General features: G+C 72.5%; 10 protein-coding genes. 5 read left to right on the top strand and 5 right to left on the bottom strand.

Going from position 1 to position 13,888, the window contains the following annotated elements; translation table 11 throughout:
* Nucleotides 1-16 precede the first annotated feature (16 nt).
* The 4 genes from cobT to OG373_RS27695 all read left to right on the top strand — a co-directional run bounded on the left by cobT (nucleotide 17) and on the right by OG373_RS27695 (nucleotide 4,992).
* Nucleotides 17-1,081 carry a nicotinate-nucleotide--dimethylbenzimidazole phosphoribosyltransferase gene (gene cobT, locus OG373_RS27710; protein WP_397739471.1) on the top strand — a complete coding sequence of 355 codons (1,065 nt, stop codon included), beginning with the start codon at nucleotides 17-19 and terminating at the stop codon, nucleotides 1,079-1,081.
* A gap of 83 nt (nucleotides 1,082-1,164) precedes the next feature.
* Entirely contained in the window at nucleotides 1,165-3,030 is a 1,866-nt protein-coding gene (locus OG373_RS27705) for a phosphatidylglycerol lysyltransferase domain-containing protein (protein WP_405441022.1), read from the top strand.
* A 53-nt stretch (nucleotides 3,031-3,083) separates the two neighbouring features.
* The gene (locus tag OG373_RS27700) at nucleotides 3,084-3,734 is read left to right on the top strand and encodes a hypothetical protein (RefSeq protein WP_405441021.1); all 651 of its coding nucleotides are present in this window, start codon (nucleotides 3,084-3,086) and stop codon (nucleotides 3,732-3,734) included.
* Nucleotides 3,735-3,810: 76 nt separating this feature from the next.
* Nucleotides 3,811-4,992, top strand: coding sequence for a sensor histidine kinase (locus tag OG373_RS27695; protein ID WP_405444222.1), 1,182 nt, complete (start codon nucleotides 3,811-3,813; stop codon nucleotides 4,990-4,992).
* Between the two features lie 206 nt (nucleotides 4,993-5,198).
* Here OG373_RS27695 and OG373_RS27690 read toward each other — a convergent pair whose 3' ends face one another.
* The 5 genes from OG373_RS27690 to OG373_RS27670 all read right to left on the bottom strand — a co-directional run bounded on the left by OG373_RS27690 (nucleotide 5,199) and on the right by OG373_RS27670 (nucleotide 11,918).
* Nucleotides 5,199-6,008, bottom strand: a complete 810-nt coding sequence (locus tag OG373_RS27690; RefSeq protein WP_397739466.1) for an endo alpha-1,4 polygalactosaminidase — start codon at nucleotides 6,006-6,008, stop codon at nucleotides 5,199-5,201.
* On the bottom strand, nucleotides 6,005-6,700 hold the full coding sequence (locus OG373_RS27685; RefSeq protein ID WP_405441020.1) for a spherulation-specific family 4 protein: 696 nt from the start codon (nucleotides 6,698-6,700) through the stop codon (nucleotides 6,005-6,007). The genes OG373_RS27690 and OG373_RS27685 overlap by 4 nt, the downstream gene beginning before the upstream one ends.
* Nucleotides 6,697-8,274 (bottom strand): hypothetical protein, encoded by a 1,578-nt coding sequence (locus tag OG373_RS27680; RefSeq protein ID WP_405441019.1) that lies wholly within the window; start codon nucleotides 8,272-8,274, stop codon nucleotides 6,697-6,699. The genes OG373_RS27685 and OG373_RS27680 overlap by 4 nt, the downstream gene beginning before the upstream one ends.
* Complete coding sequence (gene pelF / locus OG373_RS27675) at nucleotides 8,271-9,797, bottom strand: GT4 family glycosyltransferase PelF (protein WP_405441018.1); 1,527 nt, start codon at nucleotides 9,795-9,797, stop codon at nucleotides 8,271-8,273. Before pelF ends, OG373_RS27680 begins: the two co-directional genes overlap by 4 nt.
* Nucleotides 9,798-9,890: 93 nt before the next feature.
* Nucleotides 9,891-11,918, bottom strand: a complete 2,028-nt coding sequence (locus OG373_RS27670; protein WP_405441016.1) for a hypothetical protein — start codon at nucleotides 11,916-11,918, stop codon at nucleotides 9,891-9,893.
* 345 nt (nucleotides 11,919-12,263) lie between these two features.
* On the opposite strand from OG373_RS27670, the gene OG373_RS27665 reads away from it, so the two are divergent.
* Nucleotides 12,264-13,802, top strand: a complete 1,539-nt coding sequence (locus tag OG373_RS27665) for a leucyl aminopeptidase (protein ID WP_405441015.1) — start codon at nucleotides 12,264-12,266, stop codon at nucleotides 13,800-13,802.
* Nucleotides 13,803-13,888 lie beyond the last annotated feature (86 nt).

Here is a 13,888-nt window from a genome sequence, read left to right as displayed (position 1 = left end):
CTGTACTCTCTGGCAGATGAGCACGCTGAATCTCGACGACTTCTCCGATCTGATCGAGCGCCCCGACGGGGGTGTTCGACGTGATGCCGAGGAACGCCGTGAGCGCCTCGCCGTCCCGCCGGGCGCGCTGGGCCGGCTCGACGAGCTCGCCGAATGGCTCGCCGCCGCGCAGGGGCAGGTTCCGGTCAAGCCGATCGAGCGGCCCCGCGTGGTGCTGTTCGCCGCCGACCACGGGATCGCCGCCGAGGGCGTCTCCGCCCGGGCCGCGTCCACCGGCCACGAACTGGTGCGGGCCGTCCTCGACGGGACCAGCCCCGTGGCCATCCTGGCCGGCCGGCTCGGCGCCACCATACGAATCGTCGACGCCGGGCTCGACTGCGATCCCGGGCTGCTCCCCGCCGACGTGGTCGGGCACCGCGTGCGGCGCGGCAGCGGCCGGATCGACGTGGAGGACGCGCTGACGGCCGAGGAGGCCGAGGCCGCGGTCCGGCTCGGGATGCGGATCGCCGACGAGGAGGCCGACTCCGGAACGGACCTGGTCGTCCTCGGTGACCTCAGCGTGGGCGGCACCACCGTCGCCGCCACCCTTGTCGCCGCCCTGTGCGGAACGGACGCCTCCGTGGTCACCGGCCGCGGCGGACTGCCCATCGACGACCTCGCCTGGATGCGCAAGTGCGCGGCGATCCGCGACGCGCTGCGCCGGGCCCGCCCGGTCCTGGGCGACCAGGTGGCGCTGCTGGCCGCGGTCGGCGGTGCGGACGTGGCCGCCATCACCGGTTTCCTTCTCCAGTGCGCGGTACGTCGTACTCCCGTCATCCTCGACGGGGTGGTTTCGGCCGCGTGCGGGCTGGTGGCCCAGCGGGCCGCGTTCCGGGCTCCCGACTGGTGGCTGGCCGGTCAGGCGAGCGGCGAGCCGGGCCAGGCGAAGGCACTTGACCGAATGGCGCTCAACCCCGTGCTCGATCACGGCGTCACAGTAGGTGAAGGTACCGGGGCACTGCTGGCTCTCCCCCTCGTCCAGGCGGCCGCCGCACTCGCGGCGGAACTCCCTGAGCGGGCGGCGGAGGAGCCGACGGAATGAGCCGCCGGGGCCCTGGGTCCTGACCAGGCCGAGGCCCCCGACCGCGCAATCACGGACAGCTGCGCCCCATATGATCGCTTTTTATGGGAGAGGTCCGTTTGACCAGCGCAGAGACCGACCGCACCGCCGTACCGGCGACCGGTCCGTCAGCCGGCAGGAAAGAGTCCGGCGGCGACCCCGCCGGCAGGGCGGCGGGGGGTGGCCGGGAGACCGGCCGGGGGAGCACCCGCTCGCGGCGCGGCGCCGCCTTCGCGGTGTGGTACCTGCGCGCCGTCACCTTCATCAACTTCCTCAGCGCGGTGTGGGTTTCGCTCGGGCAGGACCTGAGGCGCCACAACATCGAGGACTTCTACACCCCGTACATGCTCACCGCGGGCTTCGCCTCCGGGCTGTTCACCCTGCTGCTCGCCGTCACCCTCGGCCGCCGCAAACGGGCCTCCTGGATCCTCAACCTCGTCCTCAGCGGCCTCCTGGCCCTGCTGCTCGCCTACGCGCTCTACGCCTACGAGGAGATCCGCGAGCACCCGCAGAACTGGGTCTCCCTGGCCCTGACCGCAGCCTTCACCGGGGCCCTGCTGCTGGGCCGCCGCGAGTTCTACGCCAGGGGCGACCGCTCCAACCCGGCGCTCGCCACCGCCGTCGCCGCCATCGGCCTGCTGCTCACCTCGCTGGTCGCGGCCCTGCTCGTCGGCGCCACCAACACCTCCCCGCTCAGCGCCGAGGCCTCCTTCCCGGCCCGCTGGAAGTACGGCGTGATGCGGCTGATCACCCTGGCGCCCGACGACCGGGCCTACGAGGCGATCACCACCCCCGGCTGGGTGGACGTCTGCATCAACGTCATGTCGATGCTGCTGCTGCTCGCCGTGCTGTTCGCCGCCTTCCGCTCGCGCCGCGCCGTCGACCCGCTCAGCGAGGAGGACGAGGAGCGGCTGCGGGCGCTGCTGGCCCGCCAGGGCGACCGCGACTCGCTCGGCTACTTCGCGCTGCGCCGCGAGAAGTCCGTCATCTGGTCCCCCACCGGCAAGGCCGCCGTCACCTACCGCGTCGTCGGCGGGGTCTCGCTGGCCTCCGGCGACCCGATCGGCGACCCCGAGGCCTGGCCCGGCGCCATCGAACCGTGGCTGGCCGAGGCCCGCGAGCACGGCTGGGTGCCGGCCGTGATGGGCGCGAGCGAGGAGGCCGGGCAGATCTACGCCCGGCACGGCCTGGACGCCCTCGAACTCGGTGACGAGGCGATCGTCGAGACCGCCGAGTTCACTCTGGAGGGCCGCGCCATGCGGACCGTCCGGCAGGCGTACAACCGCGTCAAGCGGGCCGGGTACACCGTCCGCATCCGCCGCCACGCGGACATCCCGGCCGAGGAGATGGACGTACTCCTCGAACGCGCCGACGACTGGCGCGACGGCGCCACCGAGCGCGGCTTCTCCATGGCACTGGGCCGACTGGGTGATCCCGCCGACGGCCAGTGCGTGATGCTGGAGTGCACCGACGGCAACGGCGACCTGCGGGCCGTGCTGTCCTTCGTACCGTGGGGGCCCAAGGGCCTGTCGCTGGACCTGATGCGCCGCGACCGGGACTCCGAGAACGGCCTGATGGAGTTCATGGTCATCGAACTCCTCGAACGCTCCAAGGAGATCGGGGTCACCCAGGTCTCGCTCAACTTCGCGATGTTCCGGTCCGTCTTCGAGCGCGGGTCCAAGCTCGGGGCGGGCCCGGTGCTGCGGATGTGGCGCTCGCTGCTCAGCTTCTTCTCCCGCTGGTGGCAGATCGAGTCCCTCTACCGGGCCAACGCCAAATACCGGCCGATCTGGGAACCGCGGTTCATGCTCTTCGAGAAGAGTTCGGACCTGCTGCGGATCGGTGTCGCGGCCGGCCGGGCCGAGGGCTTCCTGGAGGCTCCCGGCCTTCCGAAGTGGCTGCACCGCAGACACCTGGAGACCCGCCGTTGACAGCGTGGAACACCTCCCCACTACGGCGGTTCGCCCGCCGTGAGTGGGGGCCGATGTTCTGGACCGTCCGGGACGCGCTCGTCCACGAGAAGTGGCGGGCGATCCCGATGACCCTCGGCGCGGTGTGCCTCACGTCCGTCTTCCAGATCGTGCAGAACACCTCCTGGGGCTTCCAGCCCGTCCAGAACCTCGGCTCGGTGAAGGCGGCCGACCCGCTCTGGCTGGCCCTCCTGCGCACCCCTCTGTCGCTGTTCGTCCCGGCCCTGGACCTGCCGGTGTGGGGGGCGCTCGCGCAGATCCTGCTCGTCTTCGGGATCGCCGAGATCTGCATCGGCTGGTGGCGCACCCTGCTGGTCGGCTACGTCGCCACCCTCGCCGGGACCACGTACGCGCGGATCGGACTCGCGCTGGGCCCGGAACACCCCCTCGGCCTGCCGGTGTCGGACCGCATCGTCAACGACACCGGGCCCTCGGCGGCGGTGGTGGGGCTGGCCATCTACGTCTGCTGGCGCTACCGGGCCTACCTCACCGGCGCCCTGGTGATCCTCGTGATGATCGTCGAGGTGCTCTTCAAGGACAACCTGGCGGGCAAGGAGCACCTGGCGGCCATCGCCGCGGTCATGGCGGTGTGCGTGGTGCGGGCTCAGTGGGGGCCGGCGCGCTCCCGCGTCCCGCTGGGACAGCACTCCCACCCTCCGCCGTAGAGGGTGGCGGCGGGCGAGGCCGTACCGTATCCGGGTGACGACAGACCTCGGGCGGTTCGCCCCCACCCGGCAGTGGATGCGGGCCCATCCGCTCGCCACCGATGCCGTGCTGGCGTTCGGGGCGTTCGTCGCCATGGTCGTCGGCTCCTTCGCCGATCCGCACGGACCGCACGGGCCCACCTTCGGGACGCGCACCCCCGAGCCGTTCTCGCTGCTGCTGATGCTGCTCGGCGCGGCCGCCCTGGTCTTCCGGCGCCGCCGGCCGCGCGCCGTGCTCGCCGTGACCTGTGGGTTGTCCCTGCTGGAGCTGACCACCGGGGAGCCGCGGGCGCCCGTCGCCATGTGCACGGTGATCGCCCTGTACACGGTGGCCGCCCGCACCGACCGGCCGACGACCTGGCGGATCGGGCTGCTCACGATGGCGGGGCTGACGGGCGTGGCCATGCTGGCCGGGCCGCTGCCCTGGTACGCGCAGGAGAACATCGGGATCTTCGCCTGGACCGGCATGGCCGCGGCCGCCGGGGACGCCGTGCGCAGCCGGCGGGCCTTCGTCGACGCGATCCGGGAGCGGGCCGAGCGCGCCGAGCGGACCCGGGACGAGGAGGCCCGGCGACGGGTCGCCGAGGAGCGGCTGCGGATCGCCCGGGACCTGCACGACGTGGTGGCCCATCACATCGCCCTGGTCAACGTGCAGGCGGGAGTGGCCGCACACGTCATGGACAAGCGCCCGGACCAGGCGAAGGAGGCGCTGGCGCACGTACGCGACGCCAGCCGGTCGGCGCTGAACGAACTGCGGGCCACGGTCGGCCTGCTGCGACAGTCCGGCGACCCGGAGGCACCGACGGAGCCCGCTCCCGGGCTGGGCGTCCTGGACGAGCTCGTGGACACCTTCCGGCACGCCGGGCTGCCGGTGGAGGTGATAGTCCAGCTGGACGGGGCGGCGGGGCCGCTGCCGGCGGCCGTGGACCTGGCGGCGTACCGGGTGATCCAGGAGGCGCTGACGAACGTGCGCAAGCACGCGGGGCCGGGGGCGAAGGCGGAGGTCAGCGTGGTCCGGGTGGGGCCGTCGGTGGAGGTGACGGTGCTGGACGACGGCGGCCGGTCGGCGGACCCGGCGCCGGAGCCGGCCGATGCGCCGGGCGGCGGGCACGGACTGCTCGGCATGCGCGAACGCACCGGCGCGCTGGGCGGCACCTGCTTCGCGGGCCCCCGCTACGGCGGCGGCTACCGCGTCCACGCCATCCTCCCCCTGGCGTAGTCCGCCCTTCCGACCCGGCCGCACCATCCAGCCCGGGCCGGGCCGAATCCAGCCTTGCCGGGCCACTTCCAGCCTCGCCGGCGTTCGAGGCGCGGGTCCGGGCGGAGCCCGGTGCCCGGCGGAGCCGGGTTTCCCGGGGCGCCGCCCCAAGACCCCGCTCCTCAAACGCCGGAGGGTCTGAAACTGCCGCCGCGAGGTTGGAGTCGCTACTGACAGACCTGGCGCCACGCGTCGAGGTCGTACCGTTTCTGCATGGAGCTCAGCTTCGCCGCGCGGGCGCCCGGGCACCAGCGGTTCAGCCGGCCCTCGTACTCCACGTGGAACACCGCCTTGCCCGCGTCGATGAACGGGACGTACCGGTCGCATTCCTCGTACTCCATGCACTGCTCGTTGACCGCGAAGTCGAAGTCACCCACCAGCTGCGGGATCTGGTCCAGGTCGTTCTTCAGCCCGACCGACATGCCCCGGTCGTGCGCCAGCCGGGCGACGAGCCGGTTGTACTTCAGCTGGTCCTCCGCGGTCAGCGGGAAGCCGGACCTGTTGGCGTAGCCGTCCATGTTGTCCGGCTCCACCGCGTCGAAGCCCTTCTCCTTGCACATGTCGAACCGCTTGCCGATCAGCGGTTCCAGTTCCGCCAGGCGCCGGATGTCCAGCCAGCGCTCGCCCTCCCAGCCGTTGCCCTCGCCCAGCATCGTTTTCGGGAAGGCGTCGGCGTCCGGACGGAAGTCCTCCCAGGCACCGGTGGAGATGTAGCAGATCGTCTTGCGGCCGTCCTTCTTCAGGGTCGCGACCTGCGCCTTCGTGGTGTTGAACCCGTCCACGTCGTACACCGCCGCCTTCACCGAGGTGTCCAGCCTGCCGGTGAGCTGCCACTGCCAGCCCACCCCCGGTTTCGGCTGCCAGCGCTGCCCCGGCGGCGGGTCGGGCGACAGCTCGTCCCGTTCCGGTTCCGGCTGGGCCGTGCACGCGGCGAGCAGCAGCAGGGGTACGGCCAGCAGGGCCGCGAGCCGTCTCATCCCGCCTCCTCCAGGACGTACGGGAGGGTCCCCCAGGGGTGCGCGCCGCTGCCCGGGACGGCGCAGTGCACGCCCGCCCCGCGTTCGGCGGCGAGTTCCTCGGCGAGCCGGGCGGCGAGCGCGCCCGGCGGGACGGCGTAGACGAGGTGGCAGAACCGCTGGGCGGGGTGGTCGGCGGTCCAGGGCGGTGCCGCGTCCGCGTCCCGGTAGGCGTCCCAGGGGCCCTCGAAGGTGACGAGCAGGTCGGCGAGTTCGGCGTAGCCGGGGTGCGGGTGGACCCCGTGGTTGAGGACGAGGGTGGAGGCTCCCGCGGCCCGGGCGGCGACCGCGAGCCGCCCGTAGTGCGGGAGCAGGTCGGGGTCGGCGGAGGCCTGGTCGAGGAAGGCCCCGTCGGTGGCGTACCAGTCGCGGTGGCGCAGCAGGTCCTGCACCACCGCGGCGTGCGGGCGCCTGCCGTAGTCGGTGTCGGCGTATCCGAGGACGGGCACCCCGGCCTCGCGCAGCCGCTCGGCGACGAGGGCGAACCGTTCGTCGCGGGCGGCGCCCGGCCCGCTGTCGGGGTTGAGCACCACCGAGTGCAGCCGGCTCGCGGAGCGGATGAGCCGCTCCCAGGCTTCGGGCCGTTCGGCGGGGTGCTCGTAGAGGGGCACCAGCAGCATGGGGTCCTTCTTCTCGGACGGATGGTGCGTCATCGGTGGGCGGTCGCGCGGCCGAGGAGCAGGCAGACCAGGGCGGCCAGTACGGTGGCGGCCGCGCCCGCCACCACCAGTTGGACCGCCCGGGGCTGGCCCAGCCCGGTCAGCAGGGCCAGGCTCTGGGCGACGGCGGCCGAGGAGCAGACCACGGCCGCGGGCCGGACCGCCCCGAAGGACTGCAGGAGGAGTCCGGTCCACATGACGGCCCCGAGCAGCAGCAGGGTCGCGATCCGGACTCCGGTGAGGACCGGTGCGCCCGGCCAGAGCAGGGTGCCGGCGAGCCCCAGAGCCAGCAGTACCGTCAGGTAGAACGCGAGGCAGCGGGCCAGGGTGGTGAGCATCCGCCGCCGGAAGGCGCCGGGCGAGCGGGCCCCCTGGAGTCCGGAGAGGCTTCCGCTGCGGAAGCGGTGGAGCAGCCATTCGGCCGGGCCCATGCTGAGGGTGAGGGCCACTGCCGAGGGGGCGGCGACCGCCTCGGCGGGACCGCCTGCGAGCACCTCCCCGAGGGCGGCGTACAGCACGAGCAGGCCGGTGCCGAGGCCGAACACCCCGTACGGGACCGAGTCCCCGAGCCGGGGCCCGCGCGGGGCGAAGTCCTCCTCGGCGCCGCGCAGCATCTGCCAGCGCACGGGCCCCTGGCCGGGCCGGCGGGCCGCCCAGCCGCGGATCCGGTGCGCGACGGCCCGGAGTCCGTCGGCCAGCGGGAGCTCCCGTACGGCCAGGGTGCAGGCGGCCAGCAGGGAGATCGCGAGCAGCGTCACCCGTACGGGTACGGGCAGGTCGACGAAGAGGGCGAGCGCCGCGCCGACGGCCATCGGGGCGAGCGCGGCGAGCAGGACCCGTTCGCGGCCGAGGACCAGCAGGACGGTGGCGGCCCCGACGTACAGGGCCTGTCCGGCGGCGAAGGCGTAGGAGAACGGTGGTCCGCCGGGCACCGAGAGTGCGGCGGCGGTGCCCAGCAGGGCGCCGACCGGGGCTCCGACGAGCAGGGTCCGCCCGGCGGCGCCCCGGTCGCCGAGGCCGAGCCAGGAGTAGGCGCGGTGGGAGAGGGTCTGGTCCCAGACCCAGCCGATGAGCGCGCCGGCGAGCAGGGTCAGCGTCCCGGCGGGCAGGCCGAGGCGGTCCTGCGGGCCTTCGAGCAGGGGCGCTCCGAGCAGGTAGGCCAGGCCGGGCAGGGCGAAGATCACCCCGCGCAGCAGGCAGGCGGTGAGGGAGACCTTCCAGGGGTCGGGGGCGGCGCCCGGGTCCGGGAAGGACCGGGGCACCCGGGCGTAGAGCTCCTCGGCGAGTCCGAAGGAGTCGTGCCGGCCGTAGGTGAGCCGGATGTACTCGTCCGTCATGCCGTCGGATTCGAGGATGGCGGCGATCTCGTCGGGGTGGACGGCCGAGGCGATGAACACGTCGAGACGCTCGGCGAGTTCGTCCATCGGGTCGGCGGCGGGTGCGCCGCCGGGGCCGTCGCGGCGCGGTCGCGGGACGGCCGGCAGCGTGTCGGCGCCGTGGCCATGGCCGTGGCCGTTGTGGGGGCCGTTGCCGGGGCCGGGCGGCTTGAGCCAGAGGGATCCGCTCACCACAGGCTCCCGTCGGCCGCGAGTTCGCGGTACCAGGGATCCGCGAGCCGCTGGGTCCACACGTCGCCCGCGTGGACGGGCAGGACGGGCTGGCCGGCGAGTTCCCGGTAGATGTGCCGGAAGCCGTCCACGGACTGGTGCAGGGTGAACTTCTCCACCACCCGCTTGCGCGACATCCGGCCCAGCTCGGCCCGGCGTTCGTCGTCGCGCAGCAGGGCGAGGGTGGCGCGGGCCATGGTCTCGGGCTCGCGCGGCGGTACGACGAGGCCGGTGTCCCCGACGGCCTCGCGGACTCCGCCGACGTCGGTGGAGACGGTGGTGCGGCCGCAGGACATGGCTTCGATGATGCTGAAGGGGAAGCCCTCGCTGATGGAGGAGAGCATGACGACGCTGCCGGCCGCGTAGGCCCGGGCCACCTGCTCGATGCGGCCCTCGTAGGTGATGCCGTCGGTCACGCCGAGCTCGGCGGCGAGCTTCTCCAGGCGGAGCTTGTACTCCTCGCAGCCGGGCGGCACGGGCCCGAAGAGGCGCAGCCGCAGGGCGGGCAGTTCCTCGCGCATGAAGGCGTAGGCCCGGATGAGGGTTTCGAGGTCCTTGATGGGGTCGATGCGGCCGCACCAGCTGAGGGTGGGGACGTCCGGTTCGGGGCCGGCCTCGGGGAAGGCGTGCGGGTCGACGCCGTTGTAGACGGTGCGGATGCGTGTCGACTCGGCGCCTCCGCGCTCCTCCCAGCGGCGGTTGTACTGGTTGCACGGGGTGATGAGGTCGGCCTGCCGGTAGCCCTCGGAGTTCAGCTCGCGGTAGAAGCCGAGCATGAGGGCCTTGACGGGCCAGCGCTGGGCGGCGCTGCGGTAGCCCAGGTAGCGCTCGCGCAGGTAGATGCCGTGCTCGGTGAGGAGGAAGGGGACCCCGTCGAGGTATTTGGCGGCGAGGGCCGGGAGGGTGGCGAGGCCGCTGCTGACGGCGTGCGCGACGCTGTCGGGCGGGATCCGGACACCGAGCGGGCGCAGCGCGTGCTCCAGCAGGTCGGTGGCGGTGAGCGCGTCGTGGATGGTGGGCGCCGCGTCGGCGGTGGCGAGACCGGGGCGGGTCCATACGGTCATCAGCAGGCGCAGAACCGATTCTGAACGCAGGGCCGGTGCGAGTTTTCCGGCCCGGGCGAGGACGGCCAGTTCGCGCAGGGCCTCGGAGAAGCTGTGCCGGGCGGGGTCGCCCGCGGGGTCGAGCAGGGAGAGCAGGAAGCTCTCGTAGATCTCGGTGAAGCGGCGGTGGGCCTTGCCGCGCAGGGCCGACCGGCGGATGCGGGACGGGAGCGGCCCCCACAGCGGGAAGGCGGTGTGCCGGTAGACGTTGCGGGGCAGTTCCCAGGTGACCGGCTCTCGTCCGGAGCCGGTCAGGGCTATGACGTTGAAGTCGACCTCGGGCATTCCTCGTACCAGTTGGTCGCACCAGGTGCTGACGCCCCCGTGGACGTGCGGGTAGGTGCCTTCGGTGAGCATGGTGACGTGACGCCCATGACTCATGCGGTGTGTCCCCCCAGGACGGAAAAGGGGCCGGCGCCCGTGGGTTCGCGGTGCGCCGGCGCTAGGTGGTACTCGTGGTGGCTTGCGGGACGGTCAGGCGGGCAGCTTGAGCGTGACGGCGCTCTGGAGCAGCTCCGGACCGGCCCAGGCGGAGCGGGTACCGGCGTACGCGGTGCCGAAGTCGGCGGTGCCGAGCAGCATCTGCTTCTTGGTGCCGGTGGGGGCGGTCACCGGGGCGACGACCCCCGAGGGCGCCTTGATGGTGACGTCGTTGCCGATGCGGTAGGCGGTGACCTTGCCGTCCGCGAGCGCCTTGTCCCAGGCGGCGCGGCGCTGGAACTCGACGCCGGTGTCCTTCATGCTCTGGTTGACGATCGGCGCGCTCGGGGCGTACAGGGTCCGGTAGGTGTCGAGGACCTGGTTGAGCACGGGGTAGAGGGTGCGGTCCTCGGCGAGGTTGGACTGGTGGACGTAGTGCGGGCGCGGGTCGTTGGCCAGGACGTGGCGCAGGGCGGTGCGGGCCTCGGCCGGGACGATGTTGTTGAGGTAGCCGGTGTTGACGTCCAGCGGGGCCGGCAGGCAGGTGGAGGTCCCCGGGTTGTCCTCGCAGATGCCGCTGCCGCCGTGGGCGCGGCTGGTGTAGATCCAGTTGTACTCGTCGGCCATCTCGGCGTTGGTGCCCGTGTTGTAGTACACGTTCATCGGATGCCGGGGGACCGTGAGGGTGGAGCCGATCGCGCGCTGCGCCGGTTCGCGGGAGTTGTCGCTGCCGGCCCACTTGACCCCGTTGTCGGCGAGGGCGCCGGCCAGGTTGGGGTTGTCGACGGGCTGCTGCGGGGCCGTCTTGAGGCCGGAGTGCTCGCCGGTGACCAGCTCGGTCCGGTCGGTGGTGATGCCCTTGGTGGCGGCCCAGTTGTTGTTGTCGCGGATCTGGGCGGAGATCTCGGCGCGGCTCATGTACTGGATCACGCCCTGGGCGTTCTTGGTGCAGGTCCAGGGGGTGACCGCGGTGTTCTGGACGCAGCCGAGGAACGGGTGGGTGTAGGTGTGGTTCATCCAGCGGTACTTGGCGCGGTCGGCGACGAGCTGGGCGGTCAGCGCGTCGACGCCGCCGTTCTCGGCCTTCCACTCCTCCCCGGCGCCGCCGTTGAAGAGCATGTCGAGCTTGAAGCTCTTGGACGTCTGCCACTGCGCCGCGTACACGGCGTCGGCGGCGGACATCCGGATGGTGCTCTCCTTGCCCTCGCCGCCCGCGCAGGCGTAGTCGCCCGGCGTGCAGTTCAGGTCCTTGTTCCAGCGGGCGTCGGGGGCGAAGACGTCGTCGACGTGGACGGCGAAGTAGTTGCGGCTCTGGCCGAGGTGCACCCCCTGGGTCAGCCAGTCGACGATGCCGCGGGCGAGCAGCCGGAACTGCTGCTGGTACTGGTTGTAGCCGAAGGTGACGACGAGTTCGCTGCGGCCGTCGTGGGTGTACTCGCCGACGAGGGAGGCCCGGCCGGAGCCGACGGGCGCGTCGACGTAGCTGGTGTAGCCGGGGCGCGGCTTGCCCATGAAGCCGTAGCTCTCGGGGACCAGGGCCGAGTTGTCCTCGAAGGTGACCTGGCCGCCGAGGTAGCCGAAGGGGCCGGCCTTGCCGGCGGTGGTGACGGCGGCCTGGGTGCCGTCGAGCTGGCCGCTGAAGCCGCCGTTGTCGGTGTATTCCAGCCCGACGCCCGGGTGGGCCCAGGTGTAGGCGTCGACCTGGCGGATCCCGTACGTCGTCTCGTAGGCGGCGAGCGCGGCCATCTCGGCCGATCCCTCGCCGAAGGGGTTCTCGTTCGGCAGGACGACACCCTGGTACTTGGCGCGCGGACGGCCGTCCACGGTGTCGCTGAGGAAGCCCGCGTTGATGACCGGGCGGCCGCTGCTGCCCAGCTGGACGCGGGTGTACGGCACCCCCGTGTCGCGGAGTTCCGCGGTGATCGCCTCGACCGAGCTGCCGCCGTCGTCGACGACCAGCACCTTCAGGTCGATGCGCGGCGTCACGGCCGCCGTGGCGGTCGCGGCGGGTACTGCCACGGATACCAGGGCGGCTGCCGCCATCATCGCGGCGACCCTGTTCATCCGATTCTTCTTGACCATTTCGGCCTTTCCCCCCGCAGGCGTCCCTCGACTCGGCCCTTGGCGGACAGCCGGGCCCGGGAGGCTCTGTGGAAATCATGCAAAGGAACCCCGCGTCCCCTTGCGAGAGTGGACCGAGTCTCTCGGACCTCGTCAGGTCTACGAGGCAAACCTGGAGCAGAGTCCACAGATGGGTGAACCTGATGGCCTCTTGATCGAACAACTTGCCAAACCTTCGAGTGACGTACGGACGAGCGCGTACGCGTAGGCTCATTTCTGGCGGCCGTCGGGCCCGAATACGATCGCTACGGATGGCCGTCCACCCACTCGGCCCACACACACAAACGGAAGCGAGACTTCACCACCGTGACTGCTCTGACTCTCAGCACTGCCGGCGCGGCGACGCTCCGCGCCGACGCCCTCGTGGTCGGCGTGGCGAAGGGCCCCAAGGGACCGATCGTCGCCGCGGGCGCCGAGGCCGTGGACAAGGCGTTCGACGGCAAGCTCGCCGGTGTCCTCGACGCACTCGGCGCCTCGGGCGCCGAAGGCGAGGTCACCAAGCTGCCGGCTCCGGCGGGCCTGAAGGTCCCGGTCGTGCTGGCGGTCGGGCTGGGCTCCGTCCCCGAGAAGGACGAGTCGTTCGACGAGGAGGTGCTGCGCCGCGCCGCCGGCGCCGCCGCCCGCGCGCTGCACGGCAGCAAGAAGGCCGCCTTCGCCCTCCCGCTGGAGGACGCCTCCGCCGTCACCGCCGTCGCCGAGGGCGCGCTGCTGGGCGCGTACGCCTTCACCGCCTACCAGGGCGGCGAGAACAAGGCCCGCAAGGAGGCCAAGGGCGCGGCCCCGAAGGCCCCCCTCGCCGAGGTGGCCCTGCTGGGCGCCAAGCCCCGCGACAAGGAGCACAAGGCCGCGGTCGAGCGCGCCGCGGTCGTGGCGGCCGAGGTCAACGTCGCCCGTGACCTGGTGAACACCCCGCCGAACGACCTGACCCCCGAGGCCTTCGCCGCGGTCGCCTCCGCGGCCGCGAAGGAGAACGGCATCAAGGTCCAGGTGCTGGACGAGAAGGCCCTGGTCAAGGGCGGCTACGGCGGCATCATGGGCGTCGGCAAGGGCTCCGAGAACCTGCCGCGCCTGGTGAAGCTCACGTACACGCACCCGAAGGCGGAGAAGACCCTGGCCTTCGTCGGCAAGGGCATCACCTACGACTCGGGCGGCATCTCCCTCAAGCCGGCCGGCCACAACGAGACGATGAAGTGCGACATGGCCGGCGCCGCCGCCGTCTTCGCCTCCGTGGTCGCGGCCGCGAAGCTGGGCCTGCGCGTCAACGTCACCGGCTGGCTGGCGCTCGCCGAGAACATGCCGTCGGGCTCCGCCACCAAGCCCGGTGACGTGCTGCGCATGTACAGCGGCAAGACCGTCGAGGTCCTCAACACGGACGCCGAGGGCCGTCTGGTCCTCGGTGACGCTCTGACCAAGGCCTCCGAGGACAACCCGGACGCGATCGTCGACGTCGCCACCCTGACCGGCGCGATGGTGCTCGCCCTCGGCGACCGCACCTTCGGCATCATGGCGAACGACGACGCCTTCCGTACGTCGATCCACGAGATCGCCGAGGAGGTCGGCGAGTCCTCCTGGCCGATGCCGCTCCCCGCCGAGCTGCGCAAGACCATGGACTCCCCCACCGCCGACATCGCGAACATGGGTGTCCGCATGGGCGGCGGCCTGGTGGCCGGCCTCTTCCTGCAGGAGTTCGTCGGCGAGGGCATCACCTGGGCCCACCTCGACATCGCCGGCCCGGCCTTCCACGAGGGCGCGCCGCACGGCTACACCCCCAAGGGCGGCACCGGCTCGGCCGTGCGCACCCTGGTGCGGCTGGCCGAGCGCACGGCCACGGGCGACCTCGGCTGACCACCGCGTGTGATGCCGCGTGAACGACGCGCGTGATGTGACGTGACGCACCCCGGGCCCGGGTCGGGGCCCGGGGTGCGTCACGT

Origin of the sequence: Streptomyces avidinii, from assembly GCF_045161815.1 — a bacterium.
GTDB lineage: Bacteria > Actinomycetota > Actinomycetes > Streptomycetales > Streptomycetaceae > Streptomyces > Streptomyces avidinii.
The sequence above is the reverse complement of the archived record's forward strand: the minus strand, read 5'-3'. Positions and strand labels throughout refer to the sequence as shown.